17 protein-coding genes are annotated in these 17,125 nt (G+C 64.1%); 10 read left to right on the forward strand and 7 right to left on the reverse strand.

What is annotated here, in order from left to right; translation table 11 throughout:
* Positions 1-2: 2 nt before the first annotated feature.
* The 3 genes from alr to X265_RS16880 all read right to left on the reverse strand — a co-directional run bounded on the left by alr (position 3) and on the right by X265_RS16880 (position 4,835).
* On the reverse strand, positions 3-1,286 hold the full coding sequence (gene alr, locus X265_RS16865; protein ID WP_128965821.1) for an alanine racemase: 1,284 nt from the start codon (positions 1,284-1,286) through the stop codon (positions 3-5).
* 40 nt (positions 1,287-1,326) lie between these two features.
* Positions 1,327-2,838, reverse strand: coding sequence for a replicative DNA helicase (locus tag X265_RS16870; protein ID WP_128965822.1), 1,512 nt, complete (start codon positions 2,836-2,838; stop codon positions 1,327-1,329).
* 746 nt (positions 2,839-3,584) lie between these two features.
* On the reverse strand, positions 3,585-4,835 hold the full coding sequence (locus X265_RS16880; RefSeq protein ID WP_164938628.1) for a cyclopropane fatty acid synthase: 1,251 nt from the start codon (positions 4,833-4,835) through the stop codon (positions 3,585-3,587).
* Positions 4,836-5,108: 273 nt separating this feature from the next.
* On the opposite strand from X265_RS16880, the gene X265_RS16885 reads away from it, so the two are divergent.
* From X265_RS16885 to X265_RS16895, 3 genes are all read left to right on the forward strand, one after another.
* Positions 5,109-6,089, forward strand: coding sequence for a hypothetical protein (locus X265_RS16885; RefSeq protein WP_164938629.1), 981 nt, complete (start codon positions 5,109-5,111; stop codon positions 6,087-6,089).
* A 103-nt stretch (positions 6,090-6,192) separates the two neighbouring features.
* Positions 6,193-6,813 (forward strand): TetR/AcrR family transcriptional regulator, encoded by a 621-nt coding sequence (locus tag X265_RS16890; protein ID WP_128965826.1) that lies wholly within the window; start codon positions 6,193-6,195, stop codon positions 6,811-6,813.
* On the forward strand, positions 6,797-7,264 hold the full coding sequence (locus X265_RS16895; protein WP_128965827.1) for a PaaI family thioesterase: 468 nt from the start codon (positions 6,797-6,799) through the stop codon (positions 7,262-7,264). The genes X265_RS16890 and X265_RS16895 overlap by 17 nt, the downstream gene beginning before the upstream one ends.
* A 36-nt stretch (positions 7,265-7,300) precedes the next feature.
* On the opposite strand, the gene rplI is transcribed toward X265_RS16895, so the two are convergent.
* From rplI to rpsF, 4 genes are all read right to left on the reverse strand, one after another.
* Positions 7,301-7,900: a 50S ribosomal protein L9 gene (gene rplI, locus X265_RS16900; protein ID WP_128965828.1), complete on the reverse strand. Its 600-nt coding sequence runs from the start codon at positions 7,898-7,900 to the stop codon at positions 7,301-7,303.
* A 46-nt stretch (positions 7,901-7,946) separates the two neighbouring features.
* Positions 7,947-8,915: a DUF2232 domain-containing protein gene (locus X265_RS16905; protein ID WP_128965829.1), complete on the reverse strand. Its 969-nt coding sequence runs from the start codon at positions 8,913-8,915 to the stop codon at positions 7,947-7,949.
* A gap of 133 nt (positions 8,916-9,048) precedes the next feature.
* Positions 9,049-9,288 (reverse strand): 30S ribosomal protein S18, encoded by a 240-nt coding sequence (rpsR, locus tag X265_RS16910; RefSeq protein ID WP_007592020.1) that lies wholly within the window; start codon positions 9,286-9,288, stop codon positions 9,049-9,051.
* 5 nt (positions 9,289-9,293) lie between these two features.
* Positions 9,294-9,758: a 30S ribosomal protein S6 gene (gene rpsF / locus X265_RS16915; RefSeq protein ID WP_128965830.1), complete on the reverse strand. Its 465-nt coding sequence runs from the start codon at positions 9,756-9,758 to the stop codon at positions 9,294-9,296.
* Positions 9,759-10,100: 342 nt separating this feature from the next.
* Between rpsF and X265_RS16920 the strand changes: the two genes are divergently transcribed.
* The 7 genes from X265_RS16920 to mltG all read left to right on the forward strand — a co-directional run bounded on the left by X265_RS16920 (position 10,101) and on the right by mltG (position 17,030).
* Positions 10,101-10,835 carry a TetR/AcrR family transcriptional regulator C-terminal domain-containing protein gene (locus X265_RS16920; protein WP_128965831.1) on the forward strand — a complete coding sequence of 245 codons (735 nt, stop codon included), beginning with the start codon at positions 10,101-10,103 and terminating at the stop codon, positions 10,833-10,835.
* Positions 10,807-11,832: a fatty acid desaturase family protein gene (locus X265_RS16925; protein ID WP_128965832.1), complete on the forward strand. Its 1,026-nt coding sequence runs from the start codon at positions 10,807-10,809 to the stop codon at positions 11,830-11,832. Before X265_RS16920 ends, X265_RS16925 begins: the two co-directional genes overlap by 29 nt.
* Before the next feature lie 173 nt (positions 11,833-12,005).
* Complete coding sequence (gene fabD / locus X265_RS16930) at positions 12,006-12,965, forward strand: ACP S-malonyltransferase (protein ID WP_128965833.1); 960 nt, start codon at positions 12,006-12,008, stop codon at positions 12,963-12,965.
* A gap of 12 nt (positions 12,966-12,977) precedes the next feature.
* Positions 12,978-13,715: a 3-oxoacyl-[acyl-carrier-protein] reductase gene (gene fabG / locus X265_RS16935; RefSeq protein WP_128965834.1), complete on the forward strand. Its 738-nt coding sequence runs from the start codon at positions 12,978-12,980 to the stop codon at positions 13,713-13,715.
* 304 nt (positions 13,716-14,019) lie between these two features.
* A complete protein-coding gene (locus X265_RS16940) occupies positions 14,020-14,259 on the forward strand; it encodes an acyl carrier protein (RefSeq protein ID WP_008130699.1) in 240 nt (79 codons plus the stop codon).
* Positions 14,260-14,367: 108 nt separating this feature from the next.
* Positions 14,368-15,633, forward strand: coding sequence for a beta-ketoacyl-ACP synthase II (fabF, locus tag X265_RS16945; protein ID WP_128965835.1), 1,266 nt, complete (start codon positions 14,368-14,370; stop codon positions 15,631-15,633).
* Positions 15,634-15,758: 125 nt separating this feature from the next.
* The gene (mltG, locus tag X265_RS16950) at positions 15,759-17,030 is read left to right on the forward strand and encodes an endolytic transglycosylase MltG (RefSeq protein ID WP_128965836.1); all 1,272 of its coding nucleotides are present in this window, start codon (positions 15,759-15,761) and stop codon (positions 17,028-17,030) included.
* The last annotated feature ends 95 nt before the right edge of the window (positions 17,031-17,125 follow it).

Consider the following 17,125-nt stretch of genomic DNA (forward strand, 5'->3'; position numbering starts at 1 on the left):
GCTCAGCCCGGCAGCGGCGGCGGCGGCCCCGGCTGCTCGATCGGCGGCGGGGAGGGCGATTGTTCGGCCGTCTGCGCGGGCTCCGGCTTCGTCAGCGGTTCGACCACGTTGCCGCCCTTGTAGACGCGCGCGTAGCGGTGGCCGAGGCTGGTCAGCACCTCATAGCCGATCGTGCCAAAATGGTGCGCGAGTTCGTCAACGGTGATGCCTTCGCCGAGCAGGGTGACCATATGGCCGCGCCGTGCCGCATTCGGCGGCAGATCGGTGATGTCGATCGCGATCAGGTCCATGGAGATACGGCCTGCCACGGGACAGCGCTTGCCCGCGACGATGACCTCGGCGCCGCGTGTGCCGTCGTTGGAGCTGGCGGCGCGGAAATAACCGTCGGCATAGCCGACCGCGATGATCGCGAGCTTGGTCGGCCGCCGTGCGGTCCAGGTGCCGCCATAGCCGACGGTCTCGCCGCGCTCGACATTGCGGGTCTGCACGATGCGTGCCTTCAGGTCGATGACCTGCTGCATCGGATTGTCGGCCTCCGGCGTCGGATTGACGCCGTAGAGCGCGGCGCCCGGCCGCACCAGATCGAACTGGAACGGCGCACCGAGGAAAATGCCTGAGGAATTCGCAAGCGCCGCCGGTACGCCGGAGAATTCGCTGGCGATGCCGCGGAAGGCTGCAAGCTGCTTGGCGTTGACGGGGCTGTTGAGCTGCTCGGCCGAGACCAAATGGCTCATCACCAGCGTGATGCCGTGATCGCCGGCATTGATGCGGGGGATGATGGCCTGCGCCTCGGCAAGAGTCAGGCCGAGCCGGTTCATACCGGTGTCGATGTGGATCGCGGCGCCGCCCGACCAGCCGGTGCGGCGGCAGAACACGTCCCACTCGGCGAGCTCGTTGAGGTCGCCGATCACCGGACGGCAATTGATCTTCGCGTAGTGCTCGCCGCTGTTCTGGAAATAGCCGCCGAGCACGTAGATCACCGCGTCCGGTATCGCAGCGCGAGCGGTGCGCGCCTCCTCGATGGTGGCGACGAAGAAGGTCCTGCAGCCGGCCTTGTTCAGGGCCTGCGCGACCTGCGCGGCTCCGCATCCATAGGCGTCGGCCTTGATCACCGCCGAGCACTCGGCTGGCACTGCCGTCTTCTCGAGCTTGCGCCAGTTGGCGATGATGGCATCGAGATCGACGGTCAGCACGCCGCCGTAGGCAGCGAGTGCGGCAGCCTGATTGGCCTCCGCTGAGAGGAGGCCGGATTGCGGGATCATGTTCGGGTCGGACGCCATTGTCATGGCGTCGTTTTACGCAAGAGGCAGGCCGGGTTCAAGAAACTCAGTAGTCGTTGCCGCTGCGGGCCGGAAGCTGACTGTCCGGCGCGAGGTCGCCGAACCGGGTGACCGAGGCTTCGAACGCCAAATCGACGGTGCCTGTCGGGCCGTGGCGCTGCTTGCCGATGATGACCTCGGCCTTTCCGTGCGCAAGACTCATGTCAAGCTGCCACTTCTCGTGTTCGGGCGTGCCCGGGCGTGGCTCCTTCATGGCGAGGTAGTATTCCTCGCGATAGACGAACAGCACGACGTCGGCGTCCTGCTCGATCGATCCGGATTCACGCAAGTCGGAGAGCTGCGGCCGCTTGTCGTCGCGGGATTCAACCTGGCGTGAGAGCTGCGACAGCGCGATCACGGGGACGTTGAGCTCCTTCGCCAGCGCCTTCAGGCTGGTGGTGATTTCGGTGATTTCCTGCACGCGGCTGTCGCTGGCGCGCTTGCCCGAGCCGGAGAGCAGCTGGATGTAATCGATCACGAGCAGATCGAGGCCCTTCTGCCGTTTCAGCCGGCGGGCGCGGGCCATCAGCTGCGCGATCGACAGGCCGCCGGTTGCGTCGACATAGAACGGCAGCGATTGCAGCTCGATCGAGACCTCCCGGATCTTGTCGAAATCGGCTTCTGAGATGCCGCCGCGGCGGATGTGGGAGGAGGGGATTCCGGTCCGCTCGGCCACGATACGCGTGGCGAGCTGGTCGGCCGACATTTCGCAGGAGAAGAAGCCGATCACGCCGCCATTGGCGGCCTTCATGGTGCCGTCGGCCTGGATCTCGCCGACATAGGCCTTGGCGACGTTGTAGGCGATGTTGGTCGCCAGCGACGTCTTGCCCATGCCCGGGCGTCCCGCAACGATGATGAGATCGGAGTGCTGCAAGCCGCCCATCTTCGTGTCGAGGTCGCGCATACCGGTCGAGATGCCCGACAGTTTGCCGTCGCGCTGGAACGCCTTGGCCGCGAGATCGACCGCGACCGCCAGCGCCTGCGAGAATTTCTGGAAGCCGCCGTCGTAGCGGCCGGACTCGGCAAGCTCGTACAGCTTGCGCTCGGCATCCTCGATCTGCGCCCGTGGCTGGAAGTCGACGGGAGCGTCATAGGCGACATTGACCATGTCTTCGCCGATGCCGATCAGGTCGCGCCTGAGCGACAGGTCGTAGATGGTGCGGCCATAATCCTGGGCGTTGATGATAGTCGTCGCCTCGGCGGCGAGGCGCGCAAGATATTGCCCGATCGTCATGCCGCCGACATCGGTATCGGCGGGCAGGAAGGTCTTCAGCGTGACGGGCGTTGCGATCTTGCCCATCCGGATCAGGCTGCCGGCGGTTTCGAAAATGGTCTGGTGCAACGGCTCGAAGAAATGCTTCGCCTCCAGGAAGTCGGAGACGCGGTAAAAAGCATCGTTGTTGACCAGGATCGCGCCCAGAAGGCTCTGTTCCGCCTCGATATTGTGCGGCGCGCTCCGGTAGGCGGGAGTTCCGGCATCGGGCGCGAGTTTGAGAACGTTCGAATCAGTTAGGGCCATGGTCGGACGTGCTTAGCAATTTTCTTGGGCGGATGCGGGGCCGGGATAAAGCGCCGCCGCAGGCGAAAGCGGAAGCAAAAGCTGGTCGCTATCAACCGATCTTAAAAGCGGTGGATGATTAGCAGCCGCAGCATGCCCCGCGCTTGACGGATTTTCGCGGAACTTGGGTCGGACCGGAAGTCGCCGCGATCACGTCACGGAAAAATCCGGATACCGTGAACCTAATGATGGAGATGCAGACCTATTTAAGCGCGCGTTAGCGCGTCCTGTGCAGGTTCAGACCAACAGGAGGTAGACCAGCGCAACCAGGGCCGCGCCGACGCCGGTGGCGATCAGGGCGTAGTCGGTGCGGAGATCGTCCTGCACGTCGAATGAGGTTTGGGTCTCTTTGCTCATTGCCACGGTCTAAGGCAGCGCCGTCGAGAGGAATGTGAACCAGATCACATCTCCCCGGATTCTTTCGGGGATAGGAGAGGGAACAGGCGAGCGGGCCGGGGATTGTCTCCCGTAGACCCGCCATGGGAACGAGGCAGGAGATGCGGCCAGAACGGCAGCACCAGATTTGGCGAAACGAGACGGCCAGCCGGCTTTGGCTCTCGGGCCTGATCGCCGCCATGCAACACGCCGAGCGGCCCGAAATCCGGCGTCAGCCGGTCGCCCCCGAGGTTATCGTGGAACTGAGGGCGCAGTTGGCCTTAACGGCGCCTTACCGCGCCTCTCCGATCTCCACCCTTCGTCATTAGGACTCATTCACCGGCGAGCTTCAGCTTCGGTTTGGCGCCGCCCTCGAGAGCGCGCAGCCGGGCTTCTTCACGCGCGACATAGTCACGCGTCATGGGGACCACGCCCTGGCGTTTGGTGAGCTGGACCTGGAAATTCATCATCCCTTGCTTGCGGAACGTCATCTCGCAGGCCGCCAGATAAAATTCCCACATCAGCGCGAAGCGCTCGTCGTAAAGCTGTACGGCTTCCTCGCGTCGCGCCATGAAGCGCTCCCGCCAAGCCTTCAGCGTCTCGGCATAGTGCAGGCGCAGGATCTCGATGTCGCAGACCAGAAGGCCGGCGTCTTCGATCGCGGGCAGCACTTCCGACAGCGAGGGAATGTAGCCGCCCGGGAAGATGTATTTGGCGATCCAGGGATTGGTCGAATCCGGTCCCTGCGAGCGGCCGATCGAGTGCAGCAGCATGATGCCGTCGTCGCTCAGCAACTCAGCGCAGCGCCGGAAATAGGTGCTGTAGAACCTGGCTCCGACGTGCTCGAACATGCCGACCGAGACGATGCGATCGAATTGCCCGTCGATGTCGCGATAGTCCTGGAGCAGGAAGCGCGCGTGCTGCGTCAGCCCCTTTTCGGCGGCTCGCGCCTTCGCGATCTGCAACTGCTCCGTCGATAGCGTCACGCCGGTGACGTCGGCCCCCACGATCTCGGCGAGATAGAGTCCGAGCCCGCCCCAGCCCGAGCCGATGTCGAGCACGCGCTGACCGCGGTTGACCAACAGTTTTGCGGTGACGTGCCGCTTCTTGGCGAGCTGCGCATCGTCGAGCGTAGCGTCCGGAGTCTCGAAATAGGCGCAGCTATATTGCTTGTCGGCGTCAAGGAAAAGTGAATAGAGCCTCGCATCGAGATCGTAGTGATGCGCGACATTGCTGCGCGAACGCGTTCGCGGATTGAATTGTCTGAGGTGTCTGACCAGATAGCGCAGGTGCCACCAGGGTTTTGCCCAATGCGGCAACAGGTCAGGTTGATCGAGCAGGATCGCCAGGGCATCAGCTATGCTGCCGCGCTCGACGACGAACTCGCCGTTCATATAGGCCTCGCCAAGCCCCAGTTCGGGATTGATGAGGATCTTTCGTTGAGCATCGGCCGTGACGAAGCGCACTTCGACCGGCGTACCGGAGCCGTCACCGACGCTGAATTTCAATCCGCCCGCCGTGGTCACCGTCATCGACCCGCGGCGGATGAATTGAGTCAAAAACTTACGCAACAAGCGGTCCATCGACACCAACCTCTCGAGCGAACCCGAAAAGATGCCACTACCCGGCCGTCACATCGACGCTTGGAAAATCCGTTGGTTCCCATGCGTTCGCATGTAAATCTAAGCAGCCGATTACCGCCCCGCTATTGCATTGTGTTCAAAGCCGATATTCGAAAACTGCGTGCTCACATGTTCGATGAGTGCGCTTCCATTCGCGGCGCAATCGGCTAAAAGGTGACCGCTGCCGCGCCGGATACCGGCCTTATCTATCGGATTTCAATGGAGATGATGGGAATGTCGAGCCGAGCGCTCAGCCTCGCCACGGTGCTGTTTCTGGTCGGCTTCGGTGCTACCGATGCCGCTTTGGCGCAGGCGACGAACCTCGAGGCCGGCAAGGCCCCGTCCCAACTCTTCGCGCAGACCTGCAACGCCTGCCACAAGAGCCCGCGGGGGCTTTTGAAGACGGTCTCGCCGAGCTCGTTGCCGGGCTTCCTGCGCCAGCACTACACCACCAGCCCGGACATGGCCGGCGTGCTGGCCTCCTATCTGGTCTCCAATGGCGCCGCAGACGTCCGTTACCAGGCCAAGGACGGCAAGGAAGGCAGGGACAAGAAGGACGGCGCCAGGGAGAAGGACGCCAACACGAATCCTGGGCAGTCGCCAGAACATCAGGGGCGCCGCCAGCGTCCGCAAGAGGCCACCAAGGCGGAGGGCGAGGGTGCCGCACCGGCGCCTGAGGGGCGCCAGAAGCGCGCGGCGCGACCGAGCGAGGAAGGTGCCAAGGAAGGCGTGAAGCCCGAGGCCACGACCGAACAGCCGCCGGCGGGCCGTAAGGGCAAGCGCATGAGCAAGCGTGGCAAGCCGGAGAGCGAGGACGCTGTTGCGCCGAAGGTCGAACCCAAGATCGAACCGAAGAACGAGAGCACAAAGGTCGACTCCGGCCGTGAAGGGGCCAAGCCTGACAGCGCCAAACCGGCCGAGAAGCCCGCCGATGTAAAGCCGGAGAGCGCCAAGGTCGAGCCGAGCGGCAACGAGGCGCCGGCTCTGCGCCCCGACCCGGTCCCGCAGGTCACGCCGGCTCCGCCGACTGATGCCGCCAAGCCGACTGAGCCGTCGGCTCCCAAGCCTGCCGAAGCTGCCGCGTCCAAACCGACCGAGCCCAGCTCCGAGTCCGCAGCCAAGCCGGCAGAGCCGGCCCCGTCTGCGCCCGCCGCGGCTCCGTCGCCTGCGCCGTCGGAATCCTCCGGTCCGCCGGCTCCCCCGATCTCGCGATAGCCGATAATCCCGTCAACCTGCGAAGGCTGCGCTCAGCGCGGCCTTCGCGCCGTCTTGACGGCTATTAGAGCAATGCTCTAGAGCAATACTCTAGGAGGCGCCGATGTCATTCGGTATGCGCGAAAATCTCTTGGCGGCTGGGCTCGCGGTGTTCGACCGGTCGGGTTTCGAAGGCGCGACGGTGGCGGCGATCCGCGCCAAGGCCCGGGCTTCCAACGGCAGCTTCTTTCATGTCTTCGGCTCCAAACAGGAGCTCGCCGGCGCATTGCTGCTCGAGGTGCTGCGGCACTATCATGCCGCGGTGCTCGCCGCGCTTGATCCATCGCCCGATGCGAAGCAGGGCATCGATCGCTTGATCCGCGCCCATCTCGACTGGGTCGTGCTGAGCCGGCGAGAGGCGCGATACCTCTTCGAGATATCGCGCAACGAATGGAGCGAGGACGTTCGCGATGCCCAGCGTGCTCAGAATGCGCGGCTCGCTGAGGGCATCGATCGCTGGCGTGCGCCGCTCGTCAAAAGCGGCGAGCTTCTGCCTATGACTCCGGTGATGTTTGTCAGTCAGCTCATCGGGCCCGCACAGATCTTTTGCCGCGCTTTTCTCTCGGGGCGAGATCGCGCTGACCCGCGCACCGAGGCCGGCGCACTGATCGCCTGCGCGATCCGGGCGCTGGTACCGCCGGAGCACATCGACAGGGATGAGAGGCGTTATGCAAACGCAAGCTGATGCAGACTTCGCAGCCGTAGCCGCGCGTATTCACGCCAATGTGGGCCGGCAGGGCTTTATGAACCTGGTGGGTGCCGAACTTTCCGAGTTGTCGCGCGGCGCGTGCACGATTGCGGTGGAACGTCGGCCTGAGCTGTTGCAGCAGCACGGCTTTTTTCATGGCGGTGTTACTGCCTTTTTGGTCGACAATGCCACGACCATTGCGGCAGCGACTTCGCGGGGCCAGGCGGCATTGACGGCGGAATACAAGCTTAATCTGCTGTCGCCGGCGGTGGGCGAAAAACTGATCTGCCGGGCGAGGGTGATCAAGCCGGGTCGTCAGGTCTCCGTTGTCGCGGCGGACGTGTTCTGCGTGAACGACGGCGTGGAGAAGCACACCGCAACGGCGCTCGCCTCGATCGCGATGCTGAGCGAGGACATTGCCGTCGAAATGAAAAGCCCGGCCGCCTGAGGCGACCGGGCTTCGGTTCGCGTATGAACGCGAGGCTTACTTCTCTTCTGCAGCGGGGGCCGGCTCGACCTCGTCGTGCTGGGCTTCCGGATCGAAGAACTCGCCGGCCGCGGCGATCGCCTCGGCGGCTGCGTCGCGGTCCTCGTTGCGGGTCGAGATGTCCTCGCCGCGATTGATGCGCTCGGCCTCGTCCTGGCTGCGCGCGACCGTGACGGTGACTTCGACCTCGACCTCGGGATGAACGGCGACCGTGATCGAGTGCTTGCCGATGGTCTTGATCGGCGCATCGAGCTGAACCTGCGGACGGGCGAGCGTGACGCCGTCAGCCTCGAAGGCGAGAACCACGTCGCGCACGGTGACCGAGCCGAACAGCTGACCCGCTTCCGAAGCCTGGCGGATCACGATGATGTTCTTGCCCTCGATCTTCTCGGCGACCTTGGCTGCCTCGCCCTTCGAGGCAAGGTTGCGAGCTTCGAGTTCGGCCTTCATGCCGTCGTACTTGGCGCGGTTGTCGGCGGTGGCGCGCAGCGCCTTGCCGCGCTTGAGCAGGAAATTGCGGGCATAGCCGTCGCGAACCTTCACGACTTCGCCCATTTGACCGAGCTTGCTCACGCGTTCCAGCAAAATGACTTCCATATTCGTTCTCCTTTGAAGTGCTCTGGTTTCAGTTTTCGGGGTGGACTTAAGATGTCGGCAATGGCGGCGGTTGCCGGTTGCGCAGGAAGCGCTCCCGGAAGCCGAACACGGCATCCGCGAGCCCAAGGATGGTCAGCAGGACAAGGCTCACGCTGAACATGAAGATGATGACGTAGGCGGCGGCGAGCCAGAATGCGCGGCTGGCGAGGCCATGCGTAATGGTATGCAGAACAGCAAGGCCGACCAGCGCATAGGCCACCATCAAGACGGTCGTGACGACGATGGCGAGAATGCCGGTCATTCCGCCGAAGAAGCTGAAGGCCAGCGCAACGCAGAGTGCCACGAGGGTCATCGGCGGCAAGTTCGTGCGGCTAAGGTCCGGCCAGGGCCGATGCAGCCGTCCCGAAACAGCCGCGACCTTGGCGGCGAGCCAGAGGTTCAAAGTCAGCGTTGCCATCTGGGATGCTGCCACCAGAACCGGCGTGACCGCGACCATCAGGCCGACACGGGGATCATTCTCCGTGACGTTGGTCTCGCCCATCAGCGTGAGCACCCTGGCGAAGCCGCGGCGCATGGCGTCGCTGATCGTCGACGCATCGCTTCCCAGGGAAAACAATGATCCCGCAGTCAGAAGCGCGGCGAGCGCCGCAATCCAGAGCAGGACACGACCGAGCGGATACCACTCGACCTGCAGCGAAGCCGGATCCGGGTCCACGCTACCATCAGCCAACGGCCGTCCCAGCATGGCGAGATGGCCAAGCCACCAGGCCGGCAATGCGATCGCAAGACCGTAACCGAGGGCGAGGGGCGTGCTGAGTGCGACGCCGATGACGAGCGTTGCGGCAAGACCGCCAAGCGCGCCGCAAAGCGGGCCCCAGGCGATCGCGACAAGCATCAAAGGGAGAGGAGCAAGGCAGACCAGGACGAGCGAGATCAGCGCGCCCGAGACGATCGAAGCGAACATCAGGGCCGACGCAGCGCCGGCGATTAGGGCTATCAGTCCAAATGCCATCATCAGCTGTCCCGCTCCCTTCGAGCGGTTAGAGGCGCTTTGCCCCAACCATCGGCGACCGGACGACCCGGAAGCCTTATGAGTTCAGAAAGTCACGACCGGCGACGGCAATCGTCGCCGGTCGAAAGTGGTCGTGTCAGCGAATGACGTAGGGCAGCAGGCCCAGGAACCGTGCGCGCTTGATGGCGCGGGCGAGTTCACGCTGCTTCTTCGCGGACACCGCGGTGATGCGGCTCGGCACGATCTTGCCGCGCTCGGAGACGTAACGCATCAGGAGCTTGGAGTCCTTGTAGTCGATCTTCGGCGCATTGGCTCCCGTGAACGGGCAGCTCTTGCGGCGACGGAAAAACGGGCGGCGTGCACCAGCTTCAGCCATTGTTCTTACTCCCCATCCGTTTCAGCTTCGTCGCGCGGACGGCGCGGGCCACGATCACCGCGGAAGCCGCCGTCGCGATCGCCACGGAAGCCGCCTTCACGCTCGCCGCGGAAGCCACCGCCACGGTCGTCACGCTCGCGATCACGGTCGGCCTTGCGCATCATCGCGGACGGACCTTCCTCGAGCTCCTCGACGCGGACGCTGAGATAGCGGATCACGTCTTCGCTGATGCGCTCCTGGCGCTCGATCTCGGCAATCGCCGCGGACGGCGCGTCGATGTTGAGCAGCACGAAGTGCGCCTTGCGGTTCTTGTTCATGCGGTAGGTGAGGGAGCGAACGCCCCAATTCTCGGTCTTGGTGACCTTGCCGCCGAGACCCTCGACGATGCCGGTCATCTGCGCAGTCAGCTCTTCGACCTGCTGCGTGCTCGCGTCCTGGCGCGCGAGAAAAACATGCTCATAGAGAGCCATTGTCGTCCTTTCCTCGTGTTGGCGCATTGCCCGGCGTCAAGCCCTTAAGAGACCTTCGGAAAGGACTCTGGGATTAAGCTCAGAAGGCGGAAACACGGGACGACGGGCCGACTGGCCCTGCCACACCAAAATCACTGAGGATTTGCTGAGACCGTCCGTTCAGCTCCCGGCCGGGGTCTGCGGATGCGCGCGTTATACGGATTTTGGCCGGCTTGGCAAGGTTGAGCGCTTTGCTTTCGACCCGGATCGTCCCGGTGCGGGCGGACAAACGGTTCTTAAATACCATATCCAGCTTGATTTATTTGTTTGTATGTCATACAAATAATGCCGCGCGAGGATGAGATGGTGGAAAAGTCGGCCCAGGAGTCGTTGGAAGCGGTTGGCGACCCCAAACATGCCGCGCGGGCGACGCGCTCGGCTGGCCGCAAGATGCGGTCTCTGCTCTTGGATGCCGCGAGCCCCTTGTTTCGCGAGCGGGGCCTGTCGGGCACCGCGATCACCGACATCGCAGCCGCCGCGGACGCGTTCCCGAGCCAGATCACCTATTATTTCCGAACCAAGGAAGCGCTCTTCGTCGAATGCGCCTGCCGCGATCTGCTGTATTTGGCCCGCGCGACCGAGCAGGCGGCGCTGAAGGCGCGCACGCCGGGCGAATACACCCGCGCGTTGGCCGAGACCGTGACGGCGAGCGATTCGATTGCCTTCTTCGCCGAGGCGCTGACACTGACGCGCCGGCGCCAGGATTTGGCACCGCTGGTCGAGCGCACCATCGAGCGCCTGCATTCTGAAGGCGCGCGCGCCTATGCGGGCCAAGTGGCGCGCCATGGCTGGCGGTCGCTGCGCGCTCCCGACGATAGCTCGCGGCGGTTCTGGGCTGTCGCCATCGGAATCATTCTCGAAGGCTGTGCCATGGGCCGCTCGCCGGAGGCGCTGTGCGCCGAGATGCTGTGTGTGCTCGGCGAGCAGGCGAAATCCAGCAGCGACACTGGGCGGCTGCGTCTCGTCGACGAGCACAATGCGTCAAGCCATCAGAACGAGGGGGAAGGTCATGACAGCGCTTCGCATGCGGGCCCGTGATTTCTTGACCGACGATCAACTGGCCGACGTGCGACAGCGCGTGACCTGGAAGGGCGTTGCGATGATCGCGCACGCCTGGGCGCTGATATCAGGTGCGATCGCCCTGGTCGCATGGTGGCCCAATCCGATCACCTATATTCTCGCCGTCGCGATCATCGGCTCGCGCCAGCTGGGCCTGGCGATCCTCATGCATGACGGCGCCCATGGCTGTCTGTCTGCCGAAGAGAAGACCAATCTGGCATTGAGCCAATGGCTCTGCGCCTATCCGCTCTTTGCGGAGACACGCAGTTACCGGCGCTACCACCTTCAACACCACGCCCGCACCCAACAGGAGGACGATCCTGATCTGGTGCTGTCGGCGCCGTTTCCGATCACCAAGCTCAGCTATCGCCGCAAGTTCATTCGCGACATCACCGGGCAGACCGGCTACCAGCAGCGCAAGGCGCAACTGCTCAATGCGCTCGGACCGAGGGACTGGCCGTGGCGCCAGCGCGCCGCGCATTTCTGGGACAAGCTCGGCCCGCAATGCCTCGTCAACGCCGCGATGTTCGCTGGCCTTGCGGCGGCCGGCGTGTGGTGGGCCTATCCGCTTTTGTGGTTGGTGCCGCTGCTCACCTGGATGATGGTCATCACCCGCATCCGCAACATCGCCGAGCATGCTGTCGTGCCTGACAGCAGCGATCCCCTGCGCAACACCCGCACCACCCACGCCAATTTTTTCGAGCGGCTTTTCATCGCGCCGTACTACGTGAACTACCACCTCGAGCATCATCTTCTGTTCTACGTGCCCTGCTACAACCTGCCGAAGGTGCATCGTCTGCTGAGCGAGAGCCGGCATGGCGGCCGGATGGAGGTGCAGCCGAGCTACGCTGCGGTGCTCCGGCTTGCGACCGCCAAGCCCGATCGGGATGACCGTCCCGGCCAGCTCGTCAACAGCGCGCGCCGTGCGCAGGCAGGGGCGGTGGTTGATGCCAACCAGGCCAATGGCGGGTTCTAGGCGTCGCATCCCCAGGTGAATGCTGGCCGAAGTCCCTATCTTGGCTTGACATTCCAGCCCCGGACAGTGTCTACGGCCCCCTTTGGAGCATGATCCGGAACCATGGCCTAAGGCCGTGCGTCATCGGCTGCCGGTTCTCGAGAGGGATCACGCCCGACAAGCAGGGAGCGCCGATGACGGCAGCATTCACATTTCCTGGACAAGGTTCCCAGGCAGTCGGCATGGGCAAGGCCCTGGCCGACACCTTTCCGGTGGCGCGCGCCGTGTTCGACGAGGTCGATGCCGCGCTCGGGGAGAAGCTGACGGCGACTATCTGGGATGGCCCGGCTGAAACCCTTCAGCTCACCGAAAACGCCCAGCCGGCCCTGATGGCGATGTCCATGGCCACTCTGCGGGTGCTCGAGGCTGAGGCCGCATTTTCCGTCGGGCGGGATGCGGCCTTCGTGGCCGGCCACTCGCTCGGTGAATATTCGGCGCTGGCTGCGGCCGGGAGCCTGACCATCTCGGACACCGCGCGGCTGCTTCGTATTCGTGGTCTCGCAATGCAAAAAGCCGTGCCTGTTGGCGCCGGCGCCATGGCCGCGCTGCTCGGCCTCGATTATGACGCGGCCATGGAGGTCGCCAAGGAGGCGGCGCAGGGCCAGGTTTGCCAGGCCGCCAATGACAATGGTGGTGGGCAGGTGGTCGTCTCCGGCGACAAGGCGGCGGTCGATCGCGCGGTCGAGATTGCCAAGACCAAAGGCGCCAAGCGCGCGATGCTGCTGCCGGTGTCCGCGCCGTTCCATTGCAAACTGATGCAGCCCGCGGCCGACGCCATGGCGGAAGCGCTGTCCAAGGTGACGATCAAGGCGCCGGCTGCGCCGCTGGTGTCGAATGTGCTGGCCCGCGCCATCACCGATCCCGACGAAATCCGCCGCCGCCTGGTAGAGCAGGTCACCGGCACGGTGCGCTGGCGCGAGTCGGTTGCCTATATGGCTGGGCAGGGCGTCACCCGTTTCTTCGAGATCGGCGCGGGCAAGGTGCTGACGGGACTCGTGAAGCGCATTGCCGACGGCGCCGTCGGTGTTGCGGTCGGCGGTCCCAATGATATTGCCGCCGCCAAGGATGCATTGGCCGCTGCGAAGCAGGGCTAGAGGAGTTTTTCCATGTTCGATCTGACTGGCAAAAAGGCGCTCGTCACCGGCGCGACCGGCGGCATCGGCGGTGCGATCGCACAGGCGCTGCACGCGCAGGGCGCCACCGTCGCGATATCAGGAACGCGCAAGGAGGTGCTGGACGAGCTTGCAGCCAAGCTTGGCGAGCGCACCCATGTGCTGCCCTGCAATCTCTCCAAGGCCGACGAGGTCGAGGCGCTGGTGCCGGCTGCGGAAGCGGCGATGGGCCAGGTCGACATCCTCATCGCAAATGCCGGCATCACGCGCGACAATCTGTTCGTTCAGCTCCGTGACGAGGATTGGGACGAGGTCATCAACGTCAATCTGACGGCGACCTTCCGCCTGGCGCGCGCCGCCACCAAATTGATGATGCGCAAGCGCTTCGGCCGCATCGTCGCCATCACCTCGGTGGTCGGCGTCACCGGCAATCCCGGGCAGGGGAATTACACTGCCTCGAAGGCCGGCTTGATCGGTATGATCAAGACTCTTGGCGCCGAATACGCCAAACGCGGCGTCACCGCGAACTGCATCGCACCCGGCTTCATCAAGACGCCGATGACGGATGCGCTCAACGACAAGCAGCGCGAGATGATTCTGACCAAGGTTCCAGCCGCCCGTCTGGGCACGCCCGAGGACATCGCGGCAGCCGCTGTCTATCTCAGCTCAAACGAAGCAGCCTACGTCACCGGCCAAACCATCCACGTCAACGGCGGCATGGCCATGATCTGACGTTTCGCACTGCCCACATGGGCGGGGCGGGATGCGGCAAACGGCCGTTTCCGGAGCGAATTGAGGCGTGTAGTCAAGGCACTTGAAGTATGTTAACCGGACGCTCAACGGATGGGCAAAGAACGCCATTGCAGGTTTTTGAAACCCTGTATATTGGCGATGCGGAGCCTTGGCCGTCGTTCGCCGGGCCGCATCGGTTAAGATGGGGCCAAATCAAAGTTCGTAAGCGAAGGCAGTCAACGACCACGACGGCTCGTATCGTCCCGGGGGGTCGGGTCTACAGGGAACAACACGAGGTTATGCAATGAGTGACATTGGCGAGCGGGTTAAGAAGATCGTGGTCGAACACCTTGGTGTTGAACCCGAGAAGGTTGTCGACGCTGCGAGCTTCATCGACGACCTCGGCGCCGACAGTCTGGACACCGTCGAGCTGGTGATGGCGTTCGAAGAAGAATTCGGGTGCGAAATTCCGGACGACGCCGCGGAGACCATTCTCACCGTCGGCGACGCCACCAAGTTTCTCGAGAAGAACGCGAAGAGCTAAGGCTCTTCATTTTCGCGGGGACAACATTGAAACCGGACGGGCCGCTTCGCAGCGGTCAGCCGGTTTCTTGTTATTGGCCGTGAATCTTTCGATGCGGAGTTTTCGGATATGAGGCGGGTTGTCGTCACTGGTCTCGGCATGGTGTCGCCACTCGGCTGCGGCGTCGAGCCGACCTGGAAGCGCATTCTCAACGGCGAGAGCGGTGCGCGCAGGATCGAGAGCTTCGATGTCTCCGATCTGCAGACGAAGATCGCCTGTACGGTCGTGCGCGGCGACGGCAGCAATGGCAGCTTCAATCCGGACAAGTGGATGGAGCCGAAGGACCAGCGCAAGGTCGACGACTTCATCATCTTCGGCATGGCCGCGGCCGGCCAGGCGCTCGACGACGCCAATTGGCATCCCCAGACCGAAGAGGACAAATGCGCGACCGGCACCATGATCGGGTCCGGCATCGGCGGCCTCAACGGCATTGCTGACACTGCGATCCTCTTGAAGGAGCGAGGCCCGCGCCGGGTCTCGCCATTCTTCATTCCGGGCCGCCTGATCAATCTCGCTTCCGGTTATGTCTCGATCGCCCACGGCCTGAAGGGCCCGAACCACTCGGTGGTCACGGCCTGCTCGACTGGCGCGCATGCTGTCGGAGACGCCGCCCGCCTGATTGCGCTCGGCGATGCCGACGTCATGGTCGCCGGCGGCGCGGAGTCGCCGATCAGCCGGATCGGCATTGCCGGCTTCAACGCCGCGCGCGCGCTGTCGACCGGCTTCAACGAGACCCCCGAGAAGGCCTCACGCCCCTATGACAAGGACCGCGATGGCTTCGTGATGGGCGAGGGCGCCGGCGTCCTCGTCCTCGAAGAGCTCGGGCACGCCCAGCGCCGCGGCGCCAGGATTTATGCCGAGGTGATCGGCTACGGTCTGTCGGGTGACGCCTATCACATTACGTCGCCGTCACCCGATGGCGATGGCGGTTTCCGCAGCATGTCGGCCGCGCTCAAGCGCGCCGGCCTGACGGCGTCTGATCTCGATTACATTAACGCGCACGGCACCTCGACGCCGCTCGGCGACGAGATCGAACTTGGCGCAGTCGAGCGCCTGCTCGGCAATGCTGCTTCCAAGGTTGCGATGTCCTCGACCAAGTCCTCGACGGGCCATCTCCTCGGTGCGGCCGGCGCAATCGAGGCGATCTTCGCCATTCTGGCGATTCGCGATAATATCGTGCCGCCGACCATCAATCTGGATCATCCGTCGGTGGAGACCGCGATCGATCTCGTGCCGCACAAGGCGAAGCAGCGAGAGGTCAACGTCGCGTTGTCGAATTCTTTTGGTTTCGGCGGTACCAATGCGTCGGTGATCGTCCGGCGTCTGGCCCAATAGTTTGTGTTTGCGACGAATCCACCGTTTTGCCGTATTCGGCGATAGTCATATCTGTGGGCGCGTGCATTTGGCTCGGCAAGCGATTGTCAGGCTGCGATTGAACCGGCAGGATTCAGGTTGCTTCGATGAGTGAAAGGCCGCCCATTTCGCCCCGGAGTCCGCGGGCAGCGCTCGAGCCCGAGCAAGTCCCGCCGCCGCCGAGGCGTTCGGAGCGGGCGCGCAATCCGTTCGTTGTAGTCGGTAACGCCATCATCACCCTGCTTTTGATCGGTATGATTGGAGCGGGAGCTGCCTACTATTACGGCCGGCAGGTGCTCGAATCGCCCGGGCCTCTGAAGGAAGACAAGGTCGTCAACATTCCCCAGCGTGCAGGCAAGCGCGATATCGCCGAGACCCTGAACAGGGAAGGCGTGACTGACGTCAATCCCTGGGTGTTCATTGGCGCCGTGGCCGCGCTGAAGGCGAGCTCGGACCTCAAGCCGGGTGAATATTCGTTCCAGAAGAACGCGAGCTTGCGCGACGTGATCGCCACCATTGTCGAGGGCAAGGTGGTGCAGCATGCCGTCACCATTCCGGAGGGCCTGACCTCCGAGCAGATCGTGGCGCGTCTCTCCGACAACGACATCTTCACCGGCAGCGTACGCGAAGTGCCGCGCGAGGGCACCCTGCTGCCCGAGACCTACAAGTTCCCGCGCGGGACCCCGCGGGAGCAAGTGATCCAGCGCATGCAGCAAGCGCACAAGCGCGTGCTCGCGGAGATTTGGGAGCGCCGCAGCCCTGATCTTCCGGTCAAGACTCCTGAGCAGCTGGTGACACTCGCCTCGATCGTCGAGAAAGAGACCGGCAAGCCCGACGAGCGCAGCCGCGTCGCCGCGGTGTTCGTCAATCGTCTCAAGCAGAAGATCAAGCTGCAGTCCGATCCGACCATCATCTACGGCCTGGTCGGCGGCAAGGGCACGCTGGGACGCCCGATCAAGCGCAGCGAGATCACGCAGCCCTCGCCCTACAACACCTATGTGATCGAGGGCCTGCCGCCCGGTCCGATCTCCAATCCCGGCCGCGCCTCGCTGGAGGCCGCCGCCAACCCGGCCCGCACCCGCGATCTCTATTTCGTCGCCGACGGCTCGGGCGGGCATGCCTTCACCGAGACCTACGACGCGCATCAGAAGAACGTCGCGAAACTGCGCGCGATGGAGAAGCAGATCCAGAACGACACGGTTGAGCCGGCCGAGGACGCGCCGCCGCCTGCGGCTGCGGCACCCGCGGCCGCAGATACGGCGCCGACCGCGACAACGCCGGCCCCCCGGCCGCCCCAGCAGAGGAAGCCGCCCGCCCGGCCGGCGGCGCCCGCCCGCCAGGGCGCGGTGCAGCCATCGCCGCCGGTGATCCAGCGCTAGGGCTGCTCCAGCCTCGGGCCTTGCGCAGACCGGCCTGCGGACATTGCGGATTCCACTTTCGTGCAAAATAGTCTTAAGATTCCCGTGGCCTGATG

Origin of the sequence: Bradyrhizobium guangdongense (genome assembly GCF_004114975.1) — a bacterium.
Classification (GTDB): Bacteria; Pseudomonadota; Alphaproteobacteria; order Rhizobiales; family Xanthobacteraceae; genus Bradyrhizobium; species Bradyrhizobium guangdongense.